This is a genomic window from Planomonospora sp. ID67723, assembly GCF_015711605.1.
Classification (GTDB): Bacteria; Actinomycetota; Actinomycetes; order Streptosporangiales; family Streptosporangiaceae; genus Planomonospora_A.
The window spans coordinates 918,526-944,298 of sequence record NZ_JABTEZ010000001.1; the positions used below are offsets into that span (position 1 = coordinate 918,526).

Genomic DNA, 25,773 nt, shown 5'->3' on the forward strand with positions numbered 1-25,773 from the left:
AACGGCCTCACTCGAACAGCCCGTTCACCTTCTTGAGGGCATCCTCTCGGCTCTCCCCGTCTCCGTGCGTGTAGATCTCCATCGTGACTGAGATCCGGCTGTGCCCGAGGATCTCCATCGCGTCACGTGGTGCGACGCCCAGTTTCTTGAGCAGTGATGCGGCGGTGTGCCGCAGGTCGTGAACGCGGATCGGTCGCAGCCCGTTTGTCTCCACGATCCGAGCGAAGGACCGCGCGAGGTTACGCGGCTCGATCGGCCGTCCTGACTTGGTCGTGAACACGAGCCCAGTGTTCGCCCAGTCCTTACCCGCCTCCTCCTTGAGGATCTCCTGCCCGTCCCGCTGGATCTCCAACGCCTCACGGACGATGCCGAGGAGCGGCAGCGAGCGGTTGCCCGCCCTGGTCTTCACCGGCCCGTGATGCAGCTCCTTACCGACCCGAACAAGCTGCCGCCGGATGTTGACGTGTCCTTCCTCGAAGTCCACATCGACCCAACGGAGCCCGAGCGCTTCGCCCCGCCGCAAGCCGTACAGCAGCAGGAGCACGAAGGCCGGGTACAGAGGATCGAACCTCGCAGCCCGAAGGAAGGACCGCGCCTCATCGGCCGTCCACGGCTGATTGCGCTTGGAGTCGATTGCCGGAAGAGTCGCCAGCCGCGCGACGTTGCGAGAGATGATCTCTTCCCGCATGGCTCGCGTCAGGGCCGCGCTCAGGACATTCCGCATGACGTGAACGGTTCCGATTGCATGATCTTCCCCGTTGATCTTTCCGTTGAGGAAGGTCTGAACCTCTGCGACGGTCAGCCGGTCCAGCTTCTTCCGGCCGAGCCCCGGCTTGAGGTAGAGACGAACGATCGTCTCGTACTTGGCGAACGTGGTCTTGCGGATCGAGTGCCGGGCAACATCGTTCAACCAGTAATCCAGGTAGTCACCGACCTTCCAGGCACGGTCAGCCGCAGGCACGCCCCGGCGAGACTTGAGCTTCATTTCCTGGATCTTGGCCCGTGCCTCGTCGGCGGTCTTGCCATAGACGGTCTTGCGCTTCTCGGTACCGTCGGCGGTGAGGACGTAGACCTGCCCACACCACTTGCCGTCCGCCCGCTGGTACACGGTGCCTTCGTTGTTGGCCCGCTTGCGGCGACTCCTCTTGCGCGGTTCCTCGTCGGGGGTGCCGATCAGGGTCTTGGTCATCAGGCAGCTTCTTCCATGAGTAGGTCAACAAGTTCGGTGATCGCGGTGACCGGCACGAGGCGACGCCGACCGGCCTTGAAGGTTTTGAGCTGGCCCGAGCGGATGAACTTGTAGAGCGTCCAGCGGCTCACGCGGAGCTGTTCGGCGGCTTCTTCGACTGAGAGAACGGGGCCGTTTATCACGCGGCCTCCACCAGTGGAGGAGTTGCCGAAAGATCCGAGATGGGTCTTCCTTCGGCTCTGGCCTGGAGTTCGAGCAGTCGCGCCCGTGTTCTCTGCCGGTCGGCGATGCTTCGCAGTAGCCGTTTGGCCAGCGGGGTACGGGTCGGGTCTTTGCTGGAGACCGGGTTCCAGATGTAGCGGTGGGGGTCGTTCTCGGCGGGGTCGTCGGCAAGGCCGAGGGCGTCGAGGACCCAGGCCCGGCGGTCCTGCTTGTGCTCCCGGAGCGTCTTGTTGGACCACTTGCGGGAGACCAGGACCCGGCGACCGGCGTAGCCGAGGTGTTCGGGCTTGTGCGCCTTGCCCCGACACCGGCCCGGGACCATGCCTGCCTTGGCGTCCTTGGGCTGCACGCCGTACCGCAGCCAGTTGGCGCAGGTCGGGGAGCACGGTTCGTAGCGCAGCGCTTCCACCATCCGGGCGGCATGATCGCGGCGCGCTTGGAAGTGGGGGTCGCCGGGGTCGAGGGTGTCGCCCAGGTTCTTGGTCAGGTACTTGGACAGGTAGCGGATGCATTGATCGGCGTCCGGGGTGCCGGCGAGCACGCCTTGAACGTCGACCTGGTCCCCGAAGCGGAGCACGTGCAGGGGTTCGGCTGTTTCGTCCTGGTCGAGCTGGTCGAGGGCTTCATCCCAGGTGGGCAGGACTTCGCCGGTGACCGGGTCGAGGTAGTCACCGCTCTGCCCGTCCGGGGAGGCGGCTCCCTCGTCGAGGTCGGCTCGTGGAGACCAGACCGGCAGGTGATCGCCCTCGAAGCGGACGTCATCAACGGCAGGCCACCACACCTGGTGATAGGTGGCCGCCGCGATCTGCTTCATCTCGGTACGGGGCAGCGTGCCCCGAATGGCCATGTGCAGATGCGGGGCGAGCCGCTTCTGAGGCTCCACCGTGGCGAAGTACTGCACATCGTAGCCAGCCACCCGGCGGAGATTCTGCACGAAGCGGTCCACCAGCTTGGAGAAGTGCAGGGCATCGCGAGCGGCCCGCGCGTAGTCGTAGGCCGAGGGATCGACCGGCACGCCCTGACCGGCCCGGACACGGCCGTACGAGGGCAGGGTGAGCGTGACGAACATCGACGGCCGAAAGACCTTGCCGTCCGAACTGGTGAAGGTCCGCCCGAGGGTGGTGTCTGCCTTGGCTCGCCGGGGCAGGTCCGGGGCATCTTGCCGCCGCCGGGTGGAGCGGGAGCGCTTGGGCACCGTCCGCCCGCCGACGACGTTGCCCCGCATTCCGGCGGTGTTGATCTCCGCGTCGATCTCGGCGATCGCCTCGTCCCAGTCGGCGACGTCTTCCCCGTTGCGTTCGGCTTCGTCGCGCTTGACTTGGGTGTCGGCCCGGAACTCGATCAGCCAGCGCTGATCTTCGGTGGAGGGGTTGGGCTCGGCGATGGGTTCGTGATCCAGGTGCCAGCCTTCCCGGCATTGGGCCTTGCGGAGCTGCTTGTTGCGCTGGGCGCACGGCGGGCACTTGGCCTCTTGGGTGGTGCCGCATGGGATGTCGAACGGTTCGCTCTTGCCGGTGTGGGTGTCGAGTCGCCGGAGTTCGATGGGCCGGATGCAGACGCCGTTGAGTTTGGCGACTTCCACCGCGACATCCAGAGCCAAGGGCAGGGTGTCGCGGACGGTGCGGGGGAGCTTGGGATCGGAGGCCGGAGGGAGGGCGGGGGTTTCGGTCACATGGCCTCCCTGTCATCGATCCCGGAGTGGTCGATCAGGTCCGCCAGGAGCCGGTACGTGGAGCTGTAGGGGTGCCGGTAGACGCGGACCCCGTCGAGCCGATAGGCGAGCACGGGCTGACAGGGTTCCGCTCCCCCGGCGGCGATGATCGGGCGTGTCTGGATCCGGTGGATCTCGGCGCGGGTGCCCTCGATAGTGATCTTCATCAGACTCGCTCCTCCGTCCGGATCGGCTCGGCGAGTTCGCCGGTGAACAGGGCGGCCATGTCACGGATGTCGGGATCAGAGACATAGGCCGCGCGCACCCGGATCGGGTCGGGCGAGGTCTCCAGCCGCACGTACGCCACGCCCGCGCCCTGCTCCGGGATGGAGGAGATGTGATCGGCCAGCGCCCCGCGATCACGGGCACCGTCCCCGAGGACCATGTCCACCTGTTCCGACTCGTCCAGCCGGAGCGCGATCTTGTCGGGGAACAGGTTGCGGATGGTGAGCACGTCCTTGCGGGGGTCCTGGAGAGCCGCCATGACGCCGATGCCGACCGCGCGGCCCTGGGTGGTCAAGGTGGCCAGCGCCGCCATGATGCGCGCCTTGAGGGCCTTGTCCTGCTGGTAGGCGGTCAGGAACGCGACCTCATCGACGATGACCAGGATGAACGGATCTTCCAGGGTCGCGGTGTGGTTGCGCTGGACCCCGGCGAAGCGGGCAGCCCGCTCCTGCATGATCTTCACGGCCTCGTCGAGGAGATCGGCGCACTCGGCCGGAGTCGCGGCGTACCGCTTGCCGAACAGGTCGCGACCGAAGGACAGCTCCATGAGCTTGGGATCCAGCGCCCAGACCTCAGCCAGGCCCACCCACATGGCCGGGATCAGACCCCGGATCGTGGACCACAGGAACGAGCCCTTGCCCGCCCCAGTGGCCCCGGCGATCAGGACGTGAGTGCCATGGACCTTGAGCCGGTACGGCCTGCCGTCCTCGCGCTTGCCGATCTCGACCGGCCCCAGCGAGACCGTCTCGGCCAGCGGCACGGCCGGTAAGGGCACGGCCAGAGGGTCACGCCGGGGGAAGGTCAGCAGCAGGCGGCCCGAGCGTTGGACCGCGACCCGGCAGGAGGCCGCGCCGAAGCCGTGGGCCAGGTGCTCGATGCGGTCGGCCCAGTCCTTGACCGCTTGGCCCTTGAGCAGTTTCACCGTGACCAGGTCGGCCCACGAGGTGCAGGAGACCTTGACCAGGCTCGGCAGGTAGTCGCGGCCCTTGTGGGAGCGGGCCAGGCCGGAGATGAACATCACCGCCTGCCAGTGCCGCCCATAGACCCAGAGCAGCCGCCAGAAGGCGACCAGCGGCCAGCCGACCCAGCGGGCGAAGGAGGCACGATCGACCAGCGGCCAGGACGCGAGCACCGAGACGGGAACCGTGATGGCGACCAGGGCGACGCGCCAGCCGTACAGCCAGATCACCGCAGTGAACCCGGCGACGATGGAGACCGCGACGGGGTGACGCCAGGTGAGACGGACGAGTCCGACGACCAGGCGGCCAATGAAGATCAGAATCGTGATGATCGCCGGAGTCTGGACGACGGCCGGACGGAAGACCACGGCGGTATCAGGGGTAGTGGAGACGAGGGTTCGGGCCTCGTCGCCGGGCAGTTTCTTGAACATTAGACTTCAGCTCTCTCTGTGATTCGCATCTGGGGAGACGAGGGGCCGCCGGAAGGACCAGTTCCGGCGGCCCCGTTTCCTTGTCAGGCCGCGACGCCGTTGCCGGCGGTCATGCGGTGGAAGGAGCGTTCGACCGAGCGGGCGAAGGCGTGGGCTTCGCGGGCGAGCTGGCGGGCGAACTCGACGTCAGCGGCGCTCACCTGGTCGCTGGCCGAGGTGGTGACCAGGACCGAAACGGCCCCGAAGTCCAGGGCCAGGACCGGCGTGCGGGCCGGGTAGGGGTGGCTGGTGGCGCGAGCGCCCCGGCCGGTGTTGAGGTTGATGATGCTGACGCGGTGGTTCCTACGACGGGTCATCAGGCGGCGTCCTTCGCGGTAGTGGTGACGGGGTTCTTGGCGGGAGCGGGAGCGGGACCGGTGCGCGGGGCGCGCATCTCGCGGACCTTGATCGAGTAGGCGAGGCGTCCGGTGCCGTTGACGTAGGGGGTGACGGTGACGTGGTCGAACTCGACCGGGGTGAAGGGCAGGCCCGGCATGGGGGCCGGGGGCACGGGCTGGATGGGGGCGAGGATCTTGACGGCGACGGTCTTCTGTCCGGGCTTGACGGTCGGGTCGGCGTCCATGACGGCGACCTGCCACACCAGTTCTCCGGTGGACTTGTCGCGGGCCTGGACGAAGCGGCCGTTGGTCGAGGCGTCGAAGTCCTTGACCGCCTCGACCTCTCCGACGACGTAGCAGCCGTGCGGAAAGACGTGGGCGAAGGTGACGGGGATGGGGCCTTGCAGAGCCATAACGGCACTCCTCTTGTCGTCTGATAGACACTTAACCTATCAAGTACTTTGAAGATAGAAGAGCCCGCTTGATAGGTCAAGTGCCTAAGCGGGCTCTGAGGTGAAGTGACGAAGGGCTATCCGATCGGGTAGGCGTCTTCCAGCTCGTGCCGGTCGGCCGGGAGCAGGACCTCCACCACGGCCAGAGCCGTACCCGAGGCGTCTCGGACCGCACCGTAGACCGCCAGCAACGGCGTGTTCTTCGGCATGCCGAGCCGCTTGGCCTCCTCAGTCGTGGGCATGCGCGCGGTGATCTGCTCCACCACGTGATCGAACCGCACGCCCTTGCGCGCCTGGAGATGCTCGCGCAGGCCCTGCGGGAGGGGTTCGGCGCTGGTCAGGTCGGTGCCTTCGGACGACTCCACCGGCACCCACAACGAGACGATCTCGGTCGGCTCCCCGTCCCGGCTGACCAGCCGCCGGCGCAGGAACGCCTTGCTCTTCGAGGCCAGGCCGAGCAGGGCGGTGATGCGGTTGGGCGCGGCCAGCGCGGCGGCCTCGATCACCTCCCCTTCGGAGGTGGTTTCCGGGGCGGTCAGGTACGCCTGTCCGGGCCGGGGCCGTTCGGCTGAACTCATCGCGGGACGGCCGCGCACGAAGCGGCCCTTGCCCTGCTGGGAGTCGATCCAGCCCTGTTCGCGCAGCATGCGCAGGGCCGCGACCACGGTGGGCCGGGAGACACCGAACTCCTGGATGAGCTGGTTCTCGCTGGGAAGGAGCGAGCCGGGCCCGTAGGTTCCCGCCTCGATTCGCCGTTGGATCGTCTGCACAAGCTGTGCATACTTCGGCGGTACGGACTCAAGCGACATCATGACCGTCCTGCACCCGACAGGTTGTTTTACCAAGTTTGAGCGTAGCCGTACGCGGCCGTCTTGTCACCCGCCCCCTACTCGGCGAAGCGAGCCGGGAGGCCGGACACGACAAACGCCCCGGCAGGCGAAAGAAGTGGGGAAGGCGCGCAAGGGGTGGGCTACGCGACCATGGTCTTTCACCTGCCGGAGCGTGGGAAGGCGCGACGGGGCAGGGTTGGCGCGCACGCGGCTCCCCGCAGATGCCGTCGGGCTCACTGCCCCGCCGCGCCCGTCTATCGGCCGAGGTAGTCGGCCAGCGCCTGGGCGGCTCCGGGGATGTCGCTGATCGGGTGGCGCTTCTCGGCCGACTGCCAGGAGAAGGAGGTGCCGCCGTAGCCGACGAACACCCACACCGGCAGCCCCGAACCGGGCGGGGAGATCATGAGGGCGGTGTCGTTGTCGCGCAGCTCGGCGCGCACGCCGAGGGTGAGCAGTTCATCGCGCAGTCGCGTCAGCGCCAGGGTGCGGCGCTGCTGGATCTGCTGGTCTTGGAACGCGGCGGCGGCCTGCATGATCGAGTTCATTTGGCGCTCCCTTCGACCCGGCCGCTTGCGAGGCAGTCGAGACATTCTGTTTCTCCGTACGTCTCGTGATCTGGGCTGCTCTCGCCGAGGAGAAGACCACGGCGCGAGCGGCGCAGTTTGGTTCCACGACCCCGGCACGCGGGGCAGGGGCGTGTTGCGCTGTTGTCGTCTGGCCGGGTCACCGTCGCCATCTCCTTGAATGTGAACCGCGCTCCCTGCGGCGGAAGGCGGGCTGTCGTACGGTGGTTGCTTGATGGCAAGTCCACCGGCAATCTCCGAATGGCAGGACCCCCGAAAAGCCCCCCTTCTTCCCCCCTCTTGAGTCCCCCAGCCGCGAGGAAGACCCGAGATGCCCGACAACATCCCGAACGTCCAACTCCGAGCATGGCGCAATGAGCACCGGCTCACCCGCGCCGATATGGCCGACCGAATCAACGCCACCCCGGCCGGTATCGCTGAACGCCTGAACTGCGATGAGGAGCGAATCCGGCGGTGGGAAGCAGGCGAGGTCTCCTGGCCGCACACGCCCTATCGGCTCGCCCTCGCCCAGTTGACCGGCTTGCAGCCCGAAGCCCTGGGGTTCCGCCAGAACCGGCGCGGTCAGAGCCGCCTGATCGAGGCCACCGTGATGCCTCCTGCGGACGCGCTCCGGGCCGAGGCCGACCTGTATGGCACGATGGAGCTCGCCCAGCAGCTCCAGGCATCCGACGTCGGGAACGGCACGCTCGAAGCGCTCGCCGAGGCCGTCGATCTGCTGTGCCGCGCTTATCCGGTCGTACCCGCCGCCACGTTGCGCGACCGGACACAGAAGCGCCTCGCCCAGATCACCCGCCTGCTGTCCGGCCGGGTCACCCTCGACCAGCACCGGGAACTCCTGGTAATCACCGGATGGCTGACCGCACTACTCGGCTGCGTCCATTACGACCTGGGCGAGCGGGAAGAGGCTGAGACCGCCCGCCGCGCCGCATACGAGATGGGCCGCCAGGTCGGGCACGGCGAACTCATGGGCTGGGCTTACGAGATGTCGGCGTGGTTCGCTCTCGTCGAGGGCCGCTACGAGGACGTGGTCACCTCCGCCCGTATGGGCCAGGCCGCCGCCGGCCAATCCAGCGCCATGGTGCAACTCACCCTGCAAGAGGCCCGCGGACTGGCCCGCATCGGCGACCGCCGCGAAGCCGACAAGGCCCTCACCCGAGGAGCCGACATCCTGGGCAGGCTCCCGCTCCCGGAGAACCCTGACCATCACTTCGTGTTCGACCACGCCAAGTGGGTCTTCTACGCCGCCACCGCCTACACCTGGCTTGAAGACAATGACCGCGCCGAAGAACACGCCCGCGACACGATCCAGATGCACACTCGGCCGGACGGTACCTCCAACGCCCCTATGCGGGTCGCCGACGCCCATATTGACCTCGGTATCGTCCACGCCCGACGCGGCGACCTCGATGCCGCCGTGGAACAGGGCATGGCCGCCTTCGACATCGACCGCCGATCCCTTACCGACCTCGTCAACCGCGCCGCGGACCTGGATCGAGTACTCCGCCAGCGCTACCGGCGTGAAGCCCTCGCTGAGGAGTTCCACGAGCGCTTCGTGACCGCCCGCCGTGCTCTGAGTACCCGACGCCCAGAACTACTGGACTAGCCACCGGCTCAAGACCACTGTGGATCATTGCCGAATTGTTCTTATGGGTATCAAGGGCGGCGGCGCGTCGCGCCGCCGCCACGGCTCCCGCTCTGCGGGATCCGTCCGGGCATGCGGCCTGGGGGCCGGTCCCGGCCGGACCCGCCCGCGGGGCCGCCCGCCGTGCGACCGCCGCGCCGTACCCAACTAACTCGCCGTACCGGGTCCGCACCGCCGCCCATGGGCGAGAGCTTCGACCACCGGCCCCAACCTCTTCGAGGCCCTTCGGGTGCTTCGCATTGGCGCCGGCCGCTCGCTCTCTCAGCTCCCGAACCGCGTTGCACCTTCTAGGCCACGAACCAGGTTGCTCCCTCACGATCGCCTGATGACGGCTGATCTCCATACGGGGCTGGGGGCGATCGACGGTCCGAGGCTTCGTGCCTCAGCCCCGGCCCACCGGAGACCAGCGTGACGCAGACAGCACGCCTTTCCGCTGACTGCCGTTTCCGCACCATCCCAGACGTTCGCCTCGTCAACCGATCTCCGTGCGGCCTCCCTCCTGCACGATTGTGACCAGCGGTTAGGCTGAGAGGCAGGCACGGCTCTGGCCCGCTCACCCCCCTGACCGCTAACGGACCACCGCCAGTAGGCGAGGGGGGAGATCACCTTGGCAGTCATCCCATGGCCGAGTGACGAGATCGAACGACTGGCCGAGCTGCACGCCCTGGGCGCGTTGGAGACCTTCCCGCAACCGGACTTCTCCGCCATCGCCGAGCTGGCGGCCCGCACCTGTCAGACACCCATCGGACTGGTCAATCTGGTCGGCGAGGATCGGCAGTACTTCAAAGGCCACTTCGGCATCGCCGCGACCAGTTGGGGGCACCAGACGTCGTCGTATTGCCCCTATGTCATCTCCACCCGGGAGCTGCTTGAGGTCCCCGATGCTCTGGCCGACGAGCGTTTCCGTGACGACCCGATCGTGACCCGCGAGCCGCACGCACGGTTCTACGCCGGTGTGCCCATCATCAGCACCGCCGGTCATGCGCTGGGCGCCATCTGCGTGATGGATCACACCCCGCGCGAGCTCATTCCCGCGCAACGTCGCGCCTTGACGACCTTGGCCACCAGCGCCGCCAACCTGCTACAGGCCCAGCATCAGGCCGAGGCACTCAAGCAGTTCCAGGAGATCAGCAAGCGGGAAGTCCGGTTGCTGCGTCGCGTCACCGGCGACCTGAACGCCCCGCTGAGCACGCTGCGCGCCTACCTGCAACTCATCCACGACGGGCACCTGGACGAGACCACGGCCGGAAGCCTCGTGCAGACGATCAAGCGTGACAACGGACCCCTGGCGGAATTGATCGACGAGCTGATGCTGCTGGCCAGCCTCAACACCCGCCTGGCCGCATTCACGCAAAGCGGACAAGAGCGGGCAGGCAACGGACCTACGCAAAAAAGCCCACGCCGCTGATGTGAACGGACGGCGTGGGCGAAGCTATCATCGGCCCCGACCGGACCGACCTGAGCACAGTCGACCGCTGGTTTTATCTTCAACGGTCTAGCAGTACTGCAACGAGTACTGCAACAGAAGCACACAACCGCTCACATCCACGTCCGTCCAGCACTGTTCAGGGCCGGGTTGCGGACCCCTGATCACGGCCGGGATGGTCCTGATAAGGAAGAGGTCCCAGGTTCAAGTCCTGGTAGCCCCACCCAGCTCAAATGGCACTTGTCAATTCGGCAAGTGCCTTTTTGACCTTCTAGGTTACTGCGTTTCCCCGTCCTCGCGGGGGAAGATTCGGCCCGCGCCGTCGGACCGGCACACGCAAGCCGCCACCCGCCTACCGAACCTGCCGCCACGGGTGTGTGCTGCCGGCCGCCGCCCCGCTTTCGGTGCTCGCGCCTGGCGGCCCTGCGCCCCGGGTCGCTACGTCCATGAATGGTACGGGCATGATTGCGGTGTGGATCGCATGACGTTGTTCCGCCAAGCGGAGGATCTGTTCTTCAAGGGCGACTTCGAGAAAGCCGAACCGCTGTTGAAGCAGGTGGCCGCGACCGGACACGCCAACGCCGCGAGTCTGCTGGGCACGTTATGCCATGACGTCGGCCGTCGTGATGAGGCGATCCACTGGTACCGATCAGCGGCGGAGCAAGACTGGGTGGTCGCCATGGTCAACCTCGCCTTGCTCATCGAGGACGACGACCGTGAGGAGGCGATCCGCCTCATGCGTCGCGCAGCCGAAGTCGGTGACACCGTCGAGCCGCACTACAACCTGGGTGTCTTCCTCGAAGAGGACGGGCAGCGGGAGGAGGCGGAGCGCTGGTACCGGGAGGCCGCCGAACGCGTTTATCCCCAGGCGCGCAACCGGCTGGCCGACCTTCTCAAGCGGACGGGCCGTGAGGCGGAGGCCGAAGCGTGGTACCGGCGAGCGTTGGACGATCACGGTGGTGATCTGAACGAGCCGAGTGACGAGGACTACCCGGTCTATACGGCGATCATGTTCAACCTCGCTCTTCTCTTGGCGGAAACTGATCGCTGCGAAGAAGCCCTGTGCTGGTATGAGCGCGTCGCCGAACGAGGAGGCCAGGAAGCAGAGAAGGAGGCGGCACGGCTGCGAGCGTCACGCCGTGCGTGAGATCCCTCAGGGGACGTTCACCGCGGTTCTTCTCCGCTGCTTGAGCAGGGAGCCGCAGGGTAGGCGTGGCGGCGCCGTCCCTCCAGATCCAGGCCGCCACGCCCGCCTACGGAGTGCGGTCCCGGTTCATCGTGATGCGTTGCCAGGGCTGGTGCTCCAGCCGGGTCTCCTCCTCCGGATGGTGCGCCAGTTCGGTCAGGTTCGCACCGCAGCGGCATGACCGGACTCCAGCTCGGCAACTGGCCCAAGGCGATCACTGCTCCCTGATCGCTGCTCCCAGAAACGTCATGTCCAGAACCTCGGGAGAGAAGCCGATGCCCGTGATGATGCTCACCAGGGCGAACGTGCTTGCGATGTGATCATCGGGAGCGGGGTCGTCGGACGTGCGGCGGCCGAGCCCGACATCACGCATCTGGCTCACCCAGCGGTCGGGATCGCCGCCTGAGCGGAGATGCGGTGCCGAGGGCTCGAAGCGTGTGACCACATCACCGTCGACCGCGTGGACGAAGTTGTCCGAGGCGTAGGCGTGCCGGTCGACCGAGACGACTTCGGTCCCTCGCGAGAGGCGGTCCAGCACACCGGGTTCGAGGGCGACCCTCCAGTCGGAGGGCTCGATGAGCACGGTCCAGCCGTCCACTTCCACGGCGCCGACGTAACCGGCGTAGCTACCGTTCGACTCCTCCACGTATTCGTACGCGTCGTCCTCCAGCTCCTCGAAGGTCTTCTCCTCGATCGTCTCCACGTCCACGTCGAGACGAGCGAACACCTCGTGGGGGGAGAGACCCCGGACGAAGGACACGCCGTAGATCTGGCCCAACGGACCGTCCTCCATGGAGAGCCAGCCGAAGCTCCCTCGAATGTCCGACACCGTGACTCCCCTCATCGATTGCGGATCATCGTGGCAGGCGTCCCCGACAAAACAGCCGTCGTTCCAGGAGCATAGGGTCCACCTGGGTGATCCCTGCAGCACGCGGACTCAAGCTGCAGCGGACGCCGCACCGTTCGGACTCACCCGGCAGGGGGCCAGATCACGTGTATGACCGCTGGCGTGCCCGGAAGGCACCTTATGGAGACTTCATCGTGTTCTCCGACGGCTCTGTGTCGGTGATGAGCCTCATGCGGTTCTCCCCGTACGACCGGCTCCACGACGCGGAGGCAGAGGACTGGCACTGGTGCGAGCTGCTCCGCGCCACCGCGTGGACCCCCAACGACTGGATGGACGTCGACACGACGCTCGCCTCGTGCACCGATGCCGGAAGCCGCGCCCTGGCCGGCGAGTCATCCGACCACGGCAGCATCGGCTGGGTCGCCCTGACCCGGGACGACGACCACCACACCCTCGAATGGCTCGCGGTCTCCTGTGCGTCCAACCCGTTCGCCGACGTCACCTTGGATGCCACCACGGTGACCGCCACCAGCACCCTGGGCCGTGTCTGGGCCTTCCCCCGTGACGCGCCCCAGCAGGTGAAGATCACCAGGGATCCCGCCTACCCCTGGCCCTCGCCGGCTCGGACCTTCGGCCCCGCCGGCTGAAAGCGCGCCGTCACGCTCCGGTGTCTCCCGTCCGCGACAGCCTGAGGGCCGCCGTCGGCTGAGCCGGGTGGCTGGTGCAGACTGTCGGGGTCGCGGTCGATCGTCGAGGTTCGAGCGGAGTCCTTGGGGGATGTCGGAGGTCGTCGGGGCTTTCGCCGTACTGGTGGCGGTCGCGGTTCTCGGTTACCTGGCCGGTGTGGGCGGCGCCCTGCGCCCGCAGGACGAGCTGGTCCTCTCCCGGCTGGCCTTCATGGTCGCCACGCCCGCCCTGCTGTTCACCACGATCGCCGCGGCCGACCTGAGGTCGATCTTCTCGCCGGTGCTCGTGACGAACCTCGCCGGCGTGCTGTTCGCCCAGACGGTGTTCCTCGTCGTGGGGGGTCTGGTCTGGCGCCGGGAGCGGTCGGAACTGGTCATCGGCACGCTCTCGGCGTCCTACGTCAACGCGGGGAACCTCGGCATCCCCGTCAGCGTCTACGTGCTCGGCGACGGCGCCCTCATCGCGCCGATCCTGCTGACCCAGCTGCTGGTGATGGCACCGGTCGCGTTCCTGCTGCTGGACCGGGACACCTCGGGCATGACATCCGTGCGGGAGGTGCTCAGCCGGCCGCTGCGCAACCCGCTCACCGTCGCCACGCTGCTCGGGCTGGGGGTCGCGCTCACCGGCGTCCGGCTGCCGGTCATGCTCATGCGCCCGATCGAGCTGGTCGGGGCGGCCGCGGTGCCGGTGGCGCTGATCGCGTACGGCCTCAGCCTGAGCGGCGCCCGGCAGATCGAGGAGGACGGCCACGCCCGTGACGTCGTGCTGGCCGTCGCCCTCAAGTGTTTCGCGCAACCGGGTGTGGCCTACCTCGTCGGCCGCTTCGCCCTCGGGCTCGACGGCGGGATCCTGTTCGCGGCCACGCTTCTCGCGGCCCTGCCGACCGCGCAGAACATCTACGTCTACGCGGTGCACTACGGCACGGCCAAGCGGCTCGCCCGCCGTGCCGTACTCATCAGCACCCTGATCTCCATTCCGATGATGACCGCGATCAGCGGTCTGCTCGGGTGAGGACCGGTTCTGCTCCCGGAACGCTCTCATCGTCCAGATGGCTGCGATCTCCGTTCCTGCGGAGTCGCGATCCGGCCCCCCGACCGCTTCGGGACCATCACGGTCGGCCCGGCGGGGTTCGAACCTGCGACGCCCGGTTGGTAGGACCGGCGCTCTTCCGCTGAGCTACAGGCCGTCCGGCGGACCACGCCGGATCGAGGGGTGAGGTCGGGCTCGGACCTTCCCGAGCCGTCGTGCCGCCCCCGGGACTCGAACCCGGAACCTCCGCGTCCTGAGCGCGGCGCCTCTGCCTGATTGGGCCAGAGCGGCGAGTGGGTGACGAGACTCGAACCCGTCCTCCGACCTTGGCACGGTCGTGTGCTTCCGCTGACACTTCACCCACGGGTGCGTGGCTGCCGGAGAAGGAATCGAACCTCCGTTTCCCGATCCAGAGTCGGATGTCCTGCCGATTGGACGATCCGGCATCACGCCGCTCGCGCTGGGCACGCGAGTCGTGCGTCCGATCCGGGTGGCGTGAGCCGTACGGACGCGAACGGGCCGTGAACCGGGCGGGGGTCGCCACTCCCGTCGCCGAGTACGTGACCCGATGCCCTCTTCTTTCAGGGCAGAGCCGCAGCGGGGACTCGAACCCCGTCCTGCTGGGTGGAAGCCAGCCGCCTTACCGGTTCGGCTTCTGCGGCGTGGGCACCTCCGGTCCGAGTGGCAGGATTCGAACCTGCGACGTTCTGCTCCCAAGGCAGACGGGCTGCCAAACTGCCCCACACTCGGGAAGGTCGCGCGGCTCGGCCGCCGCGCGTGAGGTGCCTCGTGGACGGACAGGGAATCGAACCCTGAACTCCTGCTTGCAAGGCAGGCGTGATCCCGTTTCACCATCAGCCCGAGGAAGTGCTCGTCGCGGCCCGCTCCGACGCCGGGGCGGCCCACGGGCCCTGCCGCGCCTCCGCCGCCGATGCGGCGCAGGCCCGCCGCGGTCGCGGCGGGAAAGGCAGCTCTCCAAAACGCTTTTCGTTCGCTGTGGAATTGTCAAGTTCGCGTACCCGGCCCTTTCGCACGCAGGCGTGAAGAATTATCCGCGTGAATGGCGGGGCCGGATCCTCATGCGCCGGTTTTCCCTATCGGAGCCGTCGGCGACGCACACCCGTGTCGACTGCCTCCGCTCCCGGATTCGCCGCAGAACGACGAAGCCGCCCGTCGGGGGCTTCCCGGGGCGGCTTCCGTGCAGGGAGTGCTTACACGGATGCCCCGGGAGGAGCGAGCCCGCCGCCGGGGACGCACGGCAGAAGCGGCTCGTGCCGCTGCGGCACGATGGCCTCATATGCGTTCATGGGCGGTCCTTATGGTCGGTCGGCTGGTCTCTGTATTTCAAGAGTAAGTTATCCCCGCCGGGACGCCAAGTGATTTTTTCCGGTAAACCGTTCCGCCCTGCGCCGGTCGTGAGGAGGCGGTTTCCAATTCGCCCGCCCGCGTCATGGAATCAGTTCCGACCGATGGGCGGCGTCATTCGACCGGCATGCCGGTCGCCGGCCGAATCGTGCGACGGCGGGCTCGGGAGGCGACGGTGAGACCGCCCTGCGGGGTACGGCCGACGGCGTCGGTCTCGCCGGCCCGGCGCGGGGTCCGGGAGGGCCGCCGCTCCCCACTCTCCGTAAGGAGTCGATCACTCGTGGATATGGTGGAGGGTGGCGACACACCTCAGGAGTGATGATGACCAGACAGTGGTCCGTGCTCGGCGAAGGCCCGCAAGCCGCCGCCCGGCAGATGGCGATGATCTTCGCCTTGGGTGTGGTCCTGGCCGCGGCGGGACTGCTGTCGGCCCCGGCCCAGGAGAGGATGCTGCTGACGGGCATCCTCGCGGTCTCGCTGGTCCTGACCGCCGTCACCTGGTGGTTGCCCTGGCAGCGGTTCGGCGCCCTGTCCCCGCTGGTGCTGTGCCTGCCGGTGCTGGTGATCCTGGGCGTCTCCGCCTGGTACTCCAGCGGGTCCGCCGCGGGCACGGCGCCGTTCCTCATGCTGCTGGTGGTCTGGGTGGGCCTGCACTTCCCGGCCGGCGCCGTCCTGGCGCTGGGACCGCTGATGGCGTTGGTCTACCTGCCTCCGCGGTTCGCCGCAGGCGAGGAAGCACGGACGCTCATCAGCGCCGCGTTGTTCGTCTTCGTGCTGGTGGGGGTGGGGGTGGTGATCGCCCGTCAGGTCGACCACCAGCGGCGCGACCGCGACACCATCCACCGGATGGAGCGCTGGCGGGCGGCGCTGACCGCCACCCTGGCCCACGACGTGCGCTCTCCGCTCACCTCGGCGCAGTTCGCGGTCGAGACACTGGCCGAGGGCGGCGATGACCTGGTGGACGAGCAGCGCCAGGAGATCGCCGCGATGGCCCTGCGGCAGATCAACCGCATCCGGCGGCTGGCCACCGGCCTGCTGGACGCCGAACGGCTGGAGAGCCACGGCGGCCTGCGCCTGGACCTGCGCCCCGTCGAGCTGCGCGCCGCCGTCGACGAGGCCGTCGGCTACCTGAGCGCCCCGGTGATCGTCGATGTGCCCGCCGGCCTGCACGTCCGGGCGGACCCCGAGCGACTGGAGCAGATCCTCATCAACCTGGCGACCAACGCCATTCGGCACGGCGCGCCGCCGATCGTCATCAGCGCCGAGCCGGTCGGCCCGATGATCGGCATACATGTGCGCGATCACGGCTCCGGCGTGCCCGAGAGCAAGCGGTCGCTGTTGTTCTCCCGTTTCAGCAGCGCCGACACCGCCCCCGAGTCGGTCGGCCTGGGACTGTGGATCACTCGGGAGCTGACCCACGCCCACGGTGGAGAGGTCTCCTATTCCCCCGCCGATCCGGGAAGCCGCTTCACCGTCACCCTTCCCGCCGCCGGGCCGGCCGCTCCCCCGGCCGCCGGGTGAAGGGGGACACCAGCCACCCGGCCCGCTGAGGGCTCCGCTGGATCTCCGGTCGAACGATCGTCTCGGCCGGTTTCTCGAATCTTGACGCGGGCGGTGCACTCGGCCAGGCCGGGTCCGGGTATCCCAACCTCCGGTTGAGCAGGTACGGCCGTCCCGCCATGACGCCGGCAGAGCCGCCCGGAGCAACCGGGCGGGGCTCCAGGGACAGGGCGTGGCCGCCGGCCGGAACAACACGCCGGCGGAGACCCGCCGACACACCGGATCCCGCCGTCCCCTCCGTCGTCCCGCCTCCGGCGGTGCCGTCGCGGTGGTCACCCACAGCGACCAGGAGAGAGAACGGACATGACGACCTCCATGACGACCGCCCGGCGGTGCGGCCCGGGCGGACCCCGATGACGAGCACCTTCGCGCGGGCGGCCCCTTCCCCGGTGCGGTCGCCGCGGCATCCGCTCACCCGGCCGGCCGTCCTGCTCGGGCTGGTCGCCGTGCTGTACGGGACGGCCCAGTTGACGGTCGTCTCCGCCCGCATGGGGATCGGCTGGGACGAGGCGATCTACGCCAGCCAGTTCTCCGCGCACGCTCCGCCGGCCGATTTCAGCGCGCCGCGCGCGCAGGGCGTCCCCCTGCTGGTCGCACCGGTGACCGCGCTGACCGACTCGGTGGTCGCGCTGCGCCTCTATCTCACCGCGCTCTCCTCGCTCGCTCTGTTCGGCGCCTTCCTGGTCTGGACCCGCGTGCGCCCCGGGTACACGGCCCCGCTGGCCGCGCTGCTGTTCGCGGGCTGCTGGCTGTCGTTGTTCTACGGCAACGAGGCCATGCCCAACCTCTATGTGGCGCTCGGCGCCGTCGCCGCCACCGGCCTGTTCTGCCTGCCGGGCCGGGGCCGGGCGGTGATCGCGGGCCTGGGCGGGACGCTGGCCGCCGTGTCCCTGGTGCGTCCCTCGGACGCGCTCGTCGTCGCCGCGCCCATGGCGGCCGTGGCGCTGCTGCGGCGCCCGCGCCGCATCCGGGCGTTCGCCGCCGTCGTCGCCGGGACGGCCGTCGGGTGGGGCGAGTGGCTGATCGAGGCGGTGCTGAGATACGGCGGCGCCGCCGCCCGGATGCACGCCGCCGGGGAGGCCAACCGGACGGGCCTGACCTTCTCCGTCGTCGAGCACGCCCGCGCCCTGGACGGCCCGTCGCTGTGCCGGTGGGGCGTCGACTGCGGGGACGTCTCCCCGCTGGCGCTGACCTGGTGGCTGGCGATCCCGCTGGTGGCGATGGTCGGCCTGCACGCCGCCTGGCGGGACCGGAGCCGTCCCGGTCCCCTGCTGCTGGCGGCGGTGACCGCGCTGACGGTGGCGGCGCCGTACCTGTTCTACGTGGACTACGCCGCCCCACGCTTCCTCATGCCGGCCTACGCGCTGCTCGCCCTGCCGGTCGCCGCGGGTGTGATCACGCTGATGGGACGGGGCCGCCCGCCGGTCCGGCGCGCCGCGGCGGTGTTCGCGGTCTCCGGCGTGCTGGCCCACCTCGTGCTCCAGGGCGGCTACGCCTGCCGCATGTCCGCCATCGTCTACGAGGGCCGCGAGCGGGTGCGGCTCGCCACCGAGGAACTGCGCCGGATGGGCGTTCGGGCACCGTGCATGGTCTACGGGCAGTCGGGCGTCCAGATCGGCTACATGCTGGGCTGCCGATCGCAGGGGCTGGTCCGTCGCTTCCCCGGTCGGCAGCCCGAGCGGGTACGGCAGGCCGTCGAGTCCGGAGACCGGCTGCTGCTGGTCTACACGGGTGTCGAAGCACCCCGGTACGCCGCCGGCTGGCGCGCTGTGACGCTGCCCGGTGGCTGGCGGGCGCGTCTCTCCCCCGCCTGGGACGCACCCCGGCCGTGATCGGACCGCAACGGCCCTCGTCACCGGTGCCGGCCGGTGACGAGGGCCGTTGCGGGGAGGCGGTGCTCAGCCGGCGAGCGCGGGCGGTTCCGCGGAACCGGTGCCGCGGCCCGTGGCCCGGGCCGCCAGGAGGGCGCCCACGTCCTCGGGCGAGAGCGGCCGGGCGAAGAGGAAGCCCTGGGCGAGGCGGTATCCCAGCTGGTACAGGCGCCGGGCCTGCGCCGGGGTCTCCACCCCCTCGGCCACCGCGCCCAACCGCAGCGCCTGGGCGATCTGCGCGATGGAGGTGGCGATCGCCGCCTCCTCGACCGTGCCGGCCACCCCGTCGACGAACAGCTTGTCCACCTTGAGGATGTCGACCGGGCAGGTGCGCAGCAGGCCGAGTGAGGAATGGCCGGTGCCGAAGTCGTCGAGGGCGATGGCGACGCCGAGCGCCTGGATGGCCTGGACCGTCTCCAGCGCGGGGCCGCCGTCGAAGACCGCCGTCTCGGTGATCTCCACCAGCAGGTTGTCCGGGCTCAGCCCGCTCTCCGCCAGCACGTCCGCGACGGTCTGCGCGAAGGTCGGCTCCAGCAACTGCCGGGCGGAGACGTTCACCGCCACCCGCATGGGAGCCGCGGTGCCGTACGTCTGCTGCCACTCGACCATCTGCAGGCATGCCTGCCGCAGCACCCACGCGCCGATCTGGACGATCATGCCGTTGCGCTCGGCGACCGGGATGAACTCCGCGGGCGAGATCATCCCCCGCTCGGGGTGGCGCCAGCGCACCAGCGTCTCCACCCCGTGCACGTCGCCGTCCGGCAGCGTGACCACCGGCTGGTACAGGGGGAACAGCTCACCTCGGGCGAGGGCCCGCTGCAGTTCGGCGCCCATCTGGGCGTGCTCGACCGCCTGGGCGTCCAGGCTCTCGGCATACCACCGGTAGCCGCTCTTGCCCCGCTCCTTGACCGCGTACATGGCCAGGTCGGCCCGGCGCAGCAGCTCGTTGGCGTCGGTGTCCGCGGTGCCGGCGGCCAGGCCGGCGCTGGCCTGGACGAGCAGTTCGTGACCCGCTGCGTGTACGGCGGTGCCGAGCACGGCGAGGACGCCTTCCATGACGCGGTCGGCGTCGCCGTCCGGGACGTCGCACAGCAGCAGGGCGAACTCGTCGCCGCCGAGCCGGGCGACCGTGTCACCGGGCTCGGCCCGCTCCCGCAGCCGGTCGGCGACCTCCATCAGGAGGGCGTCGCCGACGCCGTGCCCGAGCCGGTCGTTGATGGTCTTGAAGTCGTCGATGTCGATCAACGCCACCACGACGTCGCGACCGGCGGCCAGAGCCTCCGACGTCCGCTCGGCGAACAGCGCCCGGTTGGCGAGCCGGGTCAGGGCGTCGTGGTTGGCCTGGTAGGCGAGCTGGTCCTGGAAACGGAGGGCTTCGGTGATGTCGTGGGAGTTGCTGACGATCCCGGCGACGCTCGGATCGTCGAGCCGGTTCGTGGCGAAGATCTCCAGCCAGCGCCAGGAGCCGTCGTCGTGCCGCATGCGGACCCGGCAGGTGGAGGAGGCGCCGGGATGGGCCAGCAGGAGCCTGCGGTGGTCCCGTATCACCGGAAGGTCGTCCGGATGGACGCCGTCCGTCACCGTCCGGCCGAACCAGTGCTCGGGCGGCATGCCGAGAACCCGCTCGATGCTCTGGCTGGTGTAGACCAGCCTGTCGTCGGCGTCGGTGATCGAGGTGATGTCGGAGGAGTTCTGCACCAGCGAGCGGAAACGCCGCTCGCGCTGGCGCAGCTCCAGCATGCTGGAGTCCAGCCGGGCCAGAAGGCGGGCGTTGTCGTAGAGGGCTGCGATCTGCCGCACCATCACCAGGCCGGTCAGGACGATCACGCCCATCACGACCAGCCGGCTCACTCCGTCGGCGTCGCGCGTGGCGACCAGCAGCAGGAGATAGGTGGACACGACCGCGGCGTACGGCAGCAGGCTGAACGGCCGTCCGGCCGTCCGGGTCGGCGAGGCCGGGGCGCGCCGCTGCCGCTCGGCGGCCAGGGCCATGAACAGGCAGCCGACCGGTACGGCGATCTGCACGGAGGAGAGGTACGGATGATCGGTCAGCAGCGGAGTGAGCAGGGCGCCGAGCGCGGTCGCGGAGAGGACCGCCAGGGCCAGCAGCCACAGGGCGCCGCGGTCCAGCGGGCCCGCGCCGGTCAGCACCAGCTTGACCGCGGCCAGGATCACGAAGCAGCCCAGTGCGGAGATGGTCAGCAACGACCACCACGAGCCGGTGACCGCCGTCAGCTCCGCTCCGCCCAGCAGCAGGTAGTACAGGACGAACATGCCGATGGCCAGCATGACGATGCCGGCGTCGAGACCCAGCCGGAGCCACTGACCGCGTGAGCGCCGCTCCACGGGAGTGCGCAGCAGCCCCCAGAAGATCACCAGGACGGCGCAGAAGTAGACGACCGTGGCCAGCAGCCTGACGTGCGAAGGCGCCGTGTCGCGTCCTCCGGAGACGTCGACCGCGTCGCCGATCACGCCGATGACGAGCAGGCTCAGGGACAGGGCGAAGCGCCGCCAGAGCAGCCGGACCGGGACGTCGAGGGTGCCGAGCCGGGCGACGCGCAGGCAGGTGTAGGAGGTGAGCGCGAGGCCCACCGGCACCGGCACCCAGCCGACGACCGGGTCAACGGTGTGCGTGAGGCCGGCGGCGAACCACAGCACGCTGAAAAGGGCGATCACGCCGATCGCGAACACGGGCCATGCCGAGGCTCGGATCGAGGCACCACCGGATGACCCGGCGGGCAACGCCCGATCTCCTGACATGTCCCACTCCTACAGTTCGATGCCACCGTCGAGGATCCATCGACGAGCGGAGGACGGGCATGAGGGTTTCACCCGCCGCCGAGGGCGGTTTATTGAAGCGACAGCGCACCGGCGGAACGGCAAAATAAAACTCCTTTGCAACTTTCGAAGGAGCCGTCCGGTGCAGAGCTACCGCAGTGATCTCGCCATGCTCCGGGACCGGCGCTTCTCCCTGCTGCTCGCCGCCCGGACCATCTCGGTGCTGGGCACCTCCTTCGCCCCCGTCGCCCTCGCCTTCGGCGTGCTCGGACTGCCGGGAGCGACGGCCACGACGCTCTCGGTGGTCCTCGCCGCGGAGGCGCTGCCGATGGTGGCGTTCATGCTCGTGGGCGGGGTGATCGCGGACCGGCTGCCCAGGAACCGGGTGATGACGGCCAGCGAGACGCTCAACGCGCTGGCGTTCTTCTCCCTCGCCGCGATGCTGCTCACCGGGTGGACCCCGCTGCCCGCCCTGGCCACGGCGGCGGCGGCCACCGGGATCGCGATGTCGGTCCTCTATCCCACGCTGACCGGCATCATCCCCGACGTCGTCGCCGCCGACCGGCTGCAGACCGCCAACGCCCTGCTCGGGCTGGGCGCGAACTCCGCGCGTGTCGCCGGGCTCGTCATGGGCGGAGCCACGGCGGTGCTGCTCGGCGGAGGGTGGGCGCTGGCCGTCAGCGGCGCCATGTTCGCCGTGGCGGCGCTCCTCGTCGCGATGCTGCGTCTCACCCCCGTGGAACGTTCCGTACAGAAGAGCCGCTCGGTCCTCGCCGACCTGCGCGAGGGCTGGCGTGAGTTCCGCTCCCGGCAGTGGCTGTGGGTGGTCGTCGCCCAGTTCTCGGTGCTGGTGATGGCCGTGCAGGCCGCGCACGGCGTGCTCGGCCCGCTGGTCGCCAAGGAGCGCCTGGGCGGAGAGCTCGCCTGGTCGGCGGTTCTGGCGGGCGAGGCGATCGGCATGATCGTCGGGGTGGTCGTCGCGCTGCGACTGCGGCCCGGGCGCCCCATCCTGTTCGCCACGGTCGTCCTGCTGCCCTCGGCTCTGCCGTACCTGCTGCTGGGGGTGGAGGCCCCGCTGTGGACGGTCGTCGCCGGGGCGTTCGTGATGGGCGTCTGCTTCGACGTCTTCGGCGTGCTGTGGAGCACCACGATGCAGCGGGAGGTCCCGGCCGAGTCGCTGTCCCGGGTGAGCTCCTACGACGCGCTGGGATCGCTGATGTTCGGCCCGATCGGGCTGCTGGTGGCGGGACCGGCCGCCGTCCTGATCGGTCCCGGGCCCGCGCTGATCGGGTGCGCCGCGATCGTCGTGCTGTCGTCTCTGGCCGCGCTGCTCTCCCCGGGCGTGCGCGGGCTCCGGGCCGCGGAACCTGCCGGGGAGGCACTGGTCGGCTGAGGGCACGGGTGCATTCCATGCCATCTCGGGCCTGAGCCGTACCCGGAAGTTTCCTGTGAGCATGTCGGTGCGCACACCCAGTGAACTGCCAGGAAAGCGGGGTAGCGTGCCTCGGCATGGACTGGCAGCGCACAGTGAACGAGGCCCTGGTCAGGTTCACCGGATTCCGGATCACCAGGGCGAACGAGGCGCGCCTGGCACGTGGAGCCGCCGCCACCGCCGCCGCGCAGACCGCGGCTCGTGAGCTCGTCCGGCCGCCGGCCGATCCGGAGACGGACCGGCTGCTGACCGCGCCGATCTTCATCCTCTCGCCGGTCAGGTCGGGCTCCACCCTGCTGCGGGCGGTGCTGGGCGCGCACTCCATGCTGCACGCCCCCCACGAGCTGCACGTGCGCCGGCTGACCGTGGGCTTCGGCACCTCGCTCTCGCGCCAGGCCATGGAGGCGCTCGGCCACAACCAGGCCGACCTGGAACACCTGCTCTGGGACCGGGTGCTGCACCGGGAGCTGGTGCGCAGCGGCAAGTCCTTCATCGTGGACAAGACCCCCGCCAACGCCTTCGCCTTCCAGCGCATCGCCACCTGCTGGCCCGACGCCCGCTTCGTCTTCCTGCTGCGTCATCCGGCCTCCGTCGCCGCCTCCTGGCACGAGGCCAGCCCGGAGAAGCGGACTCCGGAGGAGGCGGCGCTGGACGCCCTGCGCTACATGAAGGCGGTCCAGCGGGCCCGAACCGCGCTGCCCGGCCTGACCGTCCGCTACGAGGACCTGACCGCCGAGCCGGAGGCGCAGACCCGTCGGCTCTGCGAGTTCCTGGCCGTCCCGTGGGAGCCGGGCATGATCTCGTACGGTGAGCAGGTCGTGATCAGGAAAGGGCTGGGGGACTGGAAGGACAAGATCCGGTCCGGCACCGTGCAGCGGGGCCGTGACCTCCCCGCAATGGACGAGATCCCCGAACCGCTGAAAGCGATCTGCCGGAGCTGGGGGTATCTGGCGGACGACTCATGAAGATCCGTTACATGCTCCTGCACGCCTACGGCATGGGCGGGACGATCCGGACAGTGATCAACCAGGCCGGGGCGATGGCGGAGGCGGGACACGACGTCGAGATCATCAGCGTGGTACGGCGCCGCAGGCAGCCGAGGTTCGACGTCGATCCGCGCGTCAGGCTCACCGCCCTGGTGGACCAGCGCAGGGGGGCGACGGCGGACTCTGTCGCGCGCAAGGCGTGGCGCAGGGTACGCGGGCGCATCGTCCCCCGGGGGGAGCCCGCCGCCGGCTACTTCACCGAACGGGTGGAGAAGGCCGTCATCGACTGCGTCTCCGCGCTGGACGACGGGGTCCTGGTGACCACGCGTCCCGCGCTGAACCTCATCTCCGCCCGCCGTACCCCCCGGAGCGTGGTACGGGTGGCCCAGGAGCACATGAACCTGGGCACCCACCGCGAGCCCGTCCGGCGGCAGATCGCCCGCCACTACGGGAAGCTGGACGCGGTCGTCGTGCTCACCGGCACCGACCGCGCCGACTACCAGCGCCTGCTGCCCGACACCCCCGTCGTGCGGATCCCCAACGCGGTCGGCACCCTCGGCAGGCGCCTGTCCTCCCACGACAACCGGGTCGTGGCCGCCGCGGGCCGGCTGGTGGCGCAGAAGGGCTTCGACCTGCTCATCCCGGCGTTCGGGAAGGTCGTGCGCGAGCACCGGGACTGGCGGCTGCGGATCTACGGCACCGGCCAGAAGCAGGACGAGCTGCACGCGCTGATCGAGGAGCACGGACTCCGGGAGAACGTCGCGCTCATGGGCCAGAGCGACCGGCTGGGAGAGGAACTGGCGCAGGCCTCGCTGTACGCGCTCAGCTCCCGGTTCGAGGGCCTGCCCATGGTGATGATCGAGGCCATGTCCCACGCCCTTCCGGTCGTGGCCTTCGACTGCCCGACCGGCCCGGCCGACGTGCTGACCCACGGGATCGACGGGCTGCTCGTCCCACCCGGCGACGTCGACGCGTTCGCCGAGGCCCTCGGCCGCCTCGTCGCCGACCGGGAACTGCGCGGGCGGATGGGGGCTGCGGCCCTGGAGACCGTGCGGGGGTACGCCCCGGACCGGGTGATGCCGATGTGGGAAAGGCTGTTCGCCGGGCTGATGTCCGGGCAGCGGGAGATCTGAGCCGATCTGCGGCGATCCGGTCGCCGGGTTGGTCCGGGAATGAACGGCGTGCACGATCGGCTGATCTGGACAGCCGGTGACAGGAGGAGACCGCGATGACCGTAGAGGTCACGGCCGTGCCCGAGAAGAACCTCTTCGAGGCCGAGGTGGACGGTGAGCACGCAGGCCAGATCGAGTTCGTCCGGAGGGACGGCGTGATCGTCTATACCCACACCGAGGTGGACGGCCCGTTCGAGGGCAGGGGGATCGGCGGCCTGCTCGTCCGCACGGCCCTGGACGCGGCGCGGGCCGAAGGAGTGAAGGTGGTCCCCCGCTGCTCGTTCGTGAAGTCCTGGATCGACGGCCATCCCGAGTACGCCGACCTGGTCGGCGGAGCCTGATCGAACCGGCCCGAGCCGGACGGAACGGGTGGACGCGCCGGCCGCGACGGCGCCGGAACACGGGTGGAGCCTGATGTCCGCCCACCGGCACCCGTACGCCGGTGGGGACTGGGCCGTCTGGGGAACGAGGACGGGTTCGAGGTCGAGCTCATGGCTGATCGTGATCATGTGGAAGCGAACTGTGCGGAGTAGTGACGAAAATCACGGGGTAAACTCGGATTCGCCACTCTCGGATTACGCGCATACCGGGCCATCGTTCGATCCCTTGCTAGGCTGCAAGGAACCGTTGGAACCGGGCGTTGTCTCACCCCGGCAGGTGAGACCGTCGAGAAGTGGGGTCACACCGTGAAGAAGCTGCTCGTTCTGGCGCTTGTCGCTCTTGGGGGGCTGCTGGTCTGGCGCAAGGTCCAGGCCGACCGCGCCGAGCTCGATCTCTGGACCGAGGCGACCGGCAGCGAGAACTGATCAACG

General features: G+C 69.3%; 23 protein-coding genes and 7 tRNA genes. 12 read left to right on the plus strand and 18 right to left on the minus strand.

Features of this window, described 5'->3' with window-relative positions:
• Nucleotides 1-7 precede the first annotated feature (7 nt).
• The 9 genes from HS041_RS04275 to HS041_RS04315 form a co-directional block, all read right to left on the minus strand.
• Nucleotides 8-1,189, minus strand: a complete 1,182-nt coding sequence (locus HS041_RS04275) for a tyrosine-type recombinase/integrase (protein WP_196439202.1) — start codon at nt 1,187-1,189, stop codon at nt 8-10.
• Nucleotides 1,189-1,371, minus strand: coding sequence for a helix-turn-helix domain-containing protein (locus HS041_RS38060; RefSeq protein WP_307845167.1), 183 nt, complete (start codon nt 1,369-1,371; stop codon nt 1,189-1,191). The genes HS041_RS04275 and HS041_RS38060 overlap by 1 nt, the downstream gene beginning before the upstream one ends.
• Nucleotides 1,368-3,083: a replication initiator gene (locus HS041_RS04285; protein ID WP_374058823.1), complete on the minus strand. Its 1,716-nt coding sequence runs from the start codon at nt 3,081-3,083 to the stop codon at nt 1,368-1,370. The genes HS041_RS38060 and HS041_RS04285 overlap by 4 nt, the downstream gene beginning before the upstream one ends.
• Nucleotides 3,080-3,289, minus strand: a complete 210-nt coding sequence (locus tag HS041_RS04290) for a hypothetical protein (protein ID WP_196439203.1) — start codon at nt 3,287-3,289, stop codon at nt 3,080-3,082. The genes HS041_RS04285 and HS041_RS04290 overlap by 4 nt, the downstream gene beginning before the upstream one ends.
• On the minus strand, nt 3,289-4,737 hold the full coding sequence (locus HS041_RS04295; RefSeq protein WP_196439204.1) for an FtsK/SpoIIIE domain-containing protein: 1,449 nt from the start codon (nt 4,735-4,737) through the stop codon (nt 3,289-3,291). Before HS041_RS04295 ends, HS041_RS04290 begins: the two co-directional genes overlap by 1 nt.
• Nucleotides 4,738-4,820: 83 nt before the next feature.
• Nucleotides 4,821-5,093, minus strand: a complete 273-nt coding sequence (locus HS041_RS04300) for a hypothetical protein (RefSeq protein WP_196439205.1) — start codon at nt 5,091-5,093, stop codon at nt 4,821-4,823.
• Nucleotides 5,093-5,527: an LSm family protein gene (locus tag HS041_RS04305; RefSeq protein WP_196439206.1), complete on the minus strand. Its 435-nt coding sequence runs from the start codon at nt 5,525-5,527 to the stop codon at nt 5,093-5,095. The genes HS041_RS04300 and HS041_RS04305 overlap by 1 nt, the downstream gene beginning before the upstream one ends.
• Nucleotides 5,528-5,643: 116 nt before the next feature.
• Nucleotides 5,644-6,336, minus strand: a complete 693-nt coding sequence (locus tag HS041_RS04310) for a GntR family transcriptional regulator (protein WP_196439207.1) — start codon at nt 6,334-6,336, stop codon at nt 5,644-5,646.
• A gap of 314 nt (nt 6,337-6,650) precedes the next feature.
• Nucleotides 6,651-6,941 (minus strand): hypothetical protein, encoded by a 291-nt coding sequence (locus HS041_RS04315; RefSeq protein ID WP_196439208.1) that lies wholly within the window; start codon nt 6,939-6,941, stop codon nt 6,651-6,653.
• 349 nt (nt 6,942-7,290) lie between these two features.
• Here HS041_RS04315 and HS041_RS04320 point away from each other — a divergent pair, with 349 nt between their 5' ends.
• The 3 genes from HS041_RS04320 (at nt 7,291) to HS041_RS04330 (ending at nt 11,195) form a co-directional block, all read left to right on the plus strand.
• Entirely contained in the window at nt 7,291-8,583 is a 1,293-nt protein-coding gene (locus tag HS041_RS04320; protein WP_196439209.1) for an NsdA family TPR-like regulatory protein, read from the plus strand.
• Nucleotides 8,584-9,229: 646 nt separating this feature from the next.
• Nucleotides 9,230-10,030: a GAF domain-containing protein gene (locus tag HS041_RS04325; protein ID WP_196439210.1), complete on the plus strand. Its 801-nt coding sequence runs from the start codon at nt 9,230-9,232 to the stop codon at nt 10,028-10,030.
• Between the two features lie 499 nt (nt 10,031-10,529).
• Nucleotides 10,530-11,195 carry an SEL1-like repeat protein gene (locus tag HS041_RS04330; RefSeq protein ID WP_230878723.1) on the plus strand — a complete coding sequence of 222 codons (666 nt, stop codon included), beginning with the start codon at nt 10,530-10,532 and terminating at the stop codon, nt 11,193-11,195.
• A 253-nt stretch (nt 11,196-11,448) separates the two neighbouring features.
• Here the strand turns inward: HS041_RS04330 and HS041_RS04335 are convergent, their stop codons facing one another.
• Nucleotides 11,449-12,063 (minus strand): DUF6461 domain-containing protein, encoded by a 615-nt coding sequence (locus tag HS041_RS04335; RefSeq protein ID WP_196439212.1) that lies wholly within the window; start codon nt 12,061-12,063, stop codon nt 11,449-11,451.
• A gap of 248 nt (nt 12,064-12,311) precedes the next feature.
• On the opposite strand from HS041_RS04335, the gene HS041_RS04340 reads away from it, so the two are divergent.
• Together HS041_RS04340 and HS041_RS04345 are read left to right on the plus strand one after the other, a co-directional pair.
• Entirely contained in the window at nt 12,312-12,728 is a 417-nt protein-coding gene (locus HS041_RS04340; RefSeq protein WP_196439213.1) for a hypothetical protein, read from the plus strand.
• A 130-nt stretch (nt 12,729-12,858) separates the two neighbouring features.
• On the plus strand, nt 12,859-13,779 hold the full coding sequence (locus HS041_RS04345) for an AEC family transporter (RefSeq protein WP_196439214.1): 921 nt from the start codon (nt 12,859-12,861) through the stop codon (nt 13,777-13,779).
• A 103-nt stretch (nt 13,780-13,882) separates the two neighbouring features.
• Here the strand turns inward: HS041_RS04345 and HS041_RS04350 are convergent.
• The 7 genes from HS041_RS04350 to HS041_RS04380 all read right to left on the minus strand — a co-directional run bounded on the left by HS041_RS04350 (nt 13,883) and on the right by HS041_RS04380 (nt 14,658).
• A tRNA-Val gene (locus tag HS041_RS04350) sits at nt 13,883-13,954 on the minus strand.
• Nucleotides 13,955-14,013: 59 nt separating this feature from the next.
• A tRNA-Leu gene (locus HS041_RS04355) sits at nt 14,014-14,088 on the minus strand.
• Nucleotide 14,089: 1 nt separating this feature from the next.
• Nucleotides 14,090-14,161 (minus strand) — tRNA-Gly (locus tag HS041_RS04360).
• Nucleotides 14,162-14,168: 7 nt separating this feature from the next.
• A tRNA-Gln gene (locus HS041_RS04365) sits at nt 14,169-14,243 on the minus strand.
• Between the two features lie 144 nt (nt 14,244-14,387).
• Nucleotides 14,388-14,459: transfer RNA gene (locus HS041_RS04370), tRNA-Gly, on the minus strand.
• Nucleotides 14,460-14,473: 14 nt separating this feature from the next.
• Nucleotides 14,474-14,547: transfer RNA gene (locus HS041_RS04375), tRNA-Pro, on the minus strand.
• A 40-nt stretch (nt 14,548-14,587) separates the two neighbouring features.
• A tRNA-Ala gene (locus tag HS041_RS04380) sits at nt 14,588-14,658 on the minus strand.
• 822 nt (nt 14,659-15,480) lie between these two features.
• Between HS041_RS04380 and HS041_RS04385 the strand changes: the two genes are divergently transcribed.
• Nucleotides 15,481-16,683 (plus strand): sensor histidine kinase, encoded by a 1,203-nt coding sequence (locus HS041_RS04385; protein WP_196439215.1) that lies wholly within the window; start codon nt 15,481-15,483, stop codon nt 16,681-16,683.
• A 392-nt stretch (nt 16,684-17,075) separates the two neighbouring features.
• On the plus strand, nt 17,076-18,554 hold the full coding sequence (locus HS041_RS04390; protein ID WP_196439216.1) for a hypothetical protein: 1,479 nt from the start codon (nt 17,076-17,078) through the stop codon (nt 18,552-18,554).
• Between the two features lie 66 nt (nt 18,555-18,620).
• Here the strand turns inward: HS041_RS04390 and HS041_RS39920 are convergent, their stop codons facing one another.
• Nucleotides 18,621-21,284 carry a putative bifunctional diguanylate cyclase/phosphodiesterase gene (locus HS041_RS39920; protein ID WP_196439217.1) on the minus strand — a complete coding sequence of 888 codons (2,664 nt, stop codon included), beginning with the start codon at nt 21,282-21,284 and terminating at the stop codon, nt 18,621-18,623.
• Nucleotides 21,285-21,513: 229 nt separating this feature from the next.
• Here HS041_RS39920 and HS041_RS04400 point away from each other — a divergent pair, with 229 nt between their 5' ends.
• The 5 genes from HS041_RS04400 (at nt 21,514) to HS041_RS38070 (ending at nt 25,767) form a co-directional block, all read left to right on the plus strand.
• Nucleotides 21,514-22,764, plus strand: coding sequence for an MFS transporter (locus HS041_RS04400; protein ID WP_196439218.1), 1,251 nt, complete (start codon nt 21,514-21,516; stop codon nt 22,762-22,764).
• A gap of 116 nt (nt 22,765-22,880) precedes the next feature.
• Nucleotides 22,881-23,768, plus strand: a complete 888-nt coding sequence (locus HS041_RS04405; RefSeq protein ID WP_196439219.1) for a sulfotransferase family protein — start codon at nt 22,881-22,883, stop codon at nt 23,766-23,768.
• Complete coding sequence (locus HS041_RS04410) at nt 23,765-24,922, plus strand: glycosyltransferase family 4 protein (protein ID WP_196439220.1); 1,158 nt, start codon at nt 23,765-23,767, stop codon at nt 24,920-24,922. Before HS041_RS04405 ends, HS041_RS04410 begins: the two co-directional genes overlap by 4 nt.
• Before the next feature lie 95 nt (nt 24,923-25,017).
• Nucleotides 25,018-25,302 carry a GNAT family N-acetyltransferase gene (locus tag HS041_RS04415; RefSeq protein ID WP_196439221.1) on the plus strand — a complete coding sequence of 95 codons (285 nt, stop codon included), beginning with the start codon at nt 25,018-25,020 and terminating at the stop codon, nt 25,300-25,302.
• A 345-nt stretch (nt 25,303-25,647) separates the two neighbouring features.
• Complete coding sequence (locus tag HS041_RS38070) at nt 25,648-25,767, plus strand: DLW-39 family protein (RefSeq protein ID WP_211264163.1); 120 nt, start codon at nt 25,648-25,650, stop codon at nt 25,765-25,767.
• The last annotated feature ends 6 nt before the right edge of the window (nt 25,768-25,773 follow it).

Coding starts and splice junctions, on each gene's coding strand:
- HS041_RS04275 (WP_196439202.1), bottom strand. CDS start 1,189: ATGACCAAGACCCTGATCGGCACCCCCGACGAGGAACCGCGCAAGAGG.
- HS041_RS04290 (WP_196439203.1), bottom strand. CDS start 3,289: ATGAAGATCACTATCGAGGGCACCCGCGCCGAGATCCACCGGATCCAG.
- HS041_RS04295 (WP_196439204.1), bottom strand. CDS start 4,737: ATGTTCAAGAAACTGCCCGGCGACGAGGCCCGAACCCTCGTCTCCACT.
- HS041_RS04300 (WP_196439205.1), bottom strand. CDS start 5,093: ATGACCCGTCGTAGGAACCACCGCGTCAGCATCATCAACCTCAACACC.
- HS041_RS04305 (WP_196439206.1), bottom strand. CDS start 5,527: ATGGCTCTGCAAGGCCCCATCCCCGTCACCTTCGCCCACGTCTTTCCG.
- HS041_RS04315 (WP_196439208.1), bottom strand. CDS start 6,941: ATGAACTCGATCATGCAGGCCGCCGCCGCGTTCCAAGACCAGCAGATC.
- HS041_RS04320 (WP_196439209.1), top strand. CDS start 7,291: ATGCCCGACAACATCCCGAACGTCCAACTCCGAGCATGGCGCAATGAG.
- HS041_RS04330 (WP_230878723.1), top strand. CDS start 10,530: ATGACGTTGTTCCGCCAAGCGGAGGATCTGTTCTTCAAGGGCGACTTC.
- HS041_RS04340 (WP_196439213.1), top strand. CDS start 12,312: ATGCGGTTCTCCCCGTACGACCGGCTCCACGACGCGGAGGCAGAGGAC.
- HS041_RS04345 (WP_196439214.1), top strand. CDS start 12,859: ATGTCGGAGGTCGTCGGGGCTTTCGCCGTACTGGTGGCGGTCGCGGTT.
- HS041_RS04385 (WP_196439215.1), top strand. CDS start 15,481: ATGATGACCAGACAGTGGTCCGTGCTCGGCGAAGGCCCGCAAGCCGCC.
- HS041_RS04390 (WP_196439216.1), top strand. CDS start 17,076: ATGACGAGCACCTTCGCGCGGGCGGCCCCTTCCCCGGTGCGGTCGCCG.
- HS041_RS04405 (WP_196439219.1), top strand. CDS start 22,881: ATGGACTGGCAGCGCACAGTGAACGAGGCCCTGGTCAGGTTCACCGGA.
- HS041_RS04410 (WP_196439220.1), top strand. CDS start 23,765: ATGAAGATCCGTTACATGCTCCTGCACGCCTACGGCATGGGCGGGACG.
- HS041_RS04415 (WP_196439221.1), top strand. CDS start 25,018: ATGACCGTAGAGGTCACGGCCGTGCCCGAGAAGAACCTCTTCGAGGCC.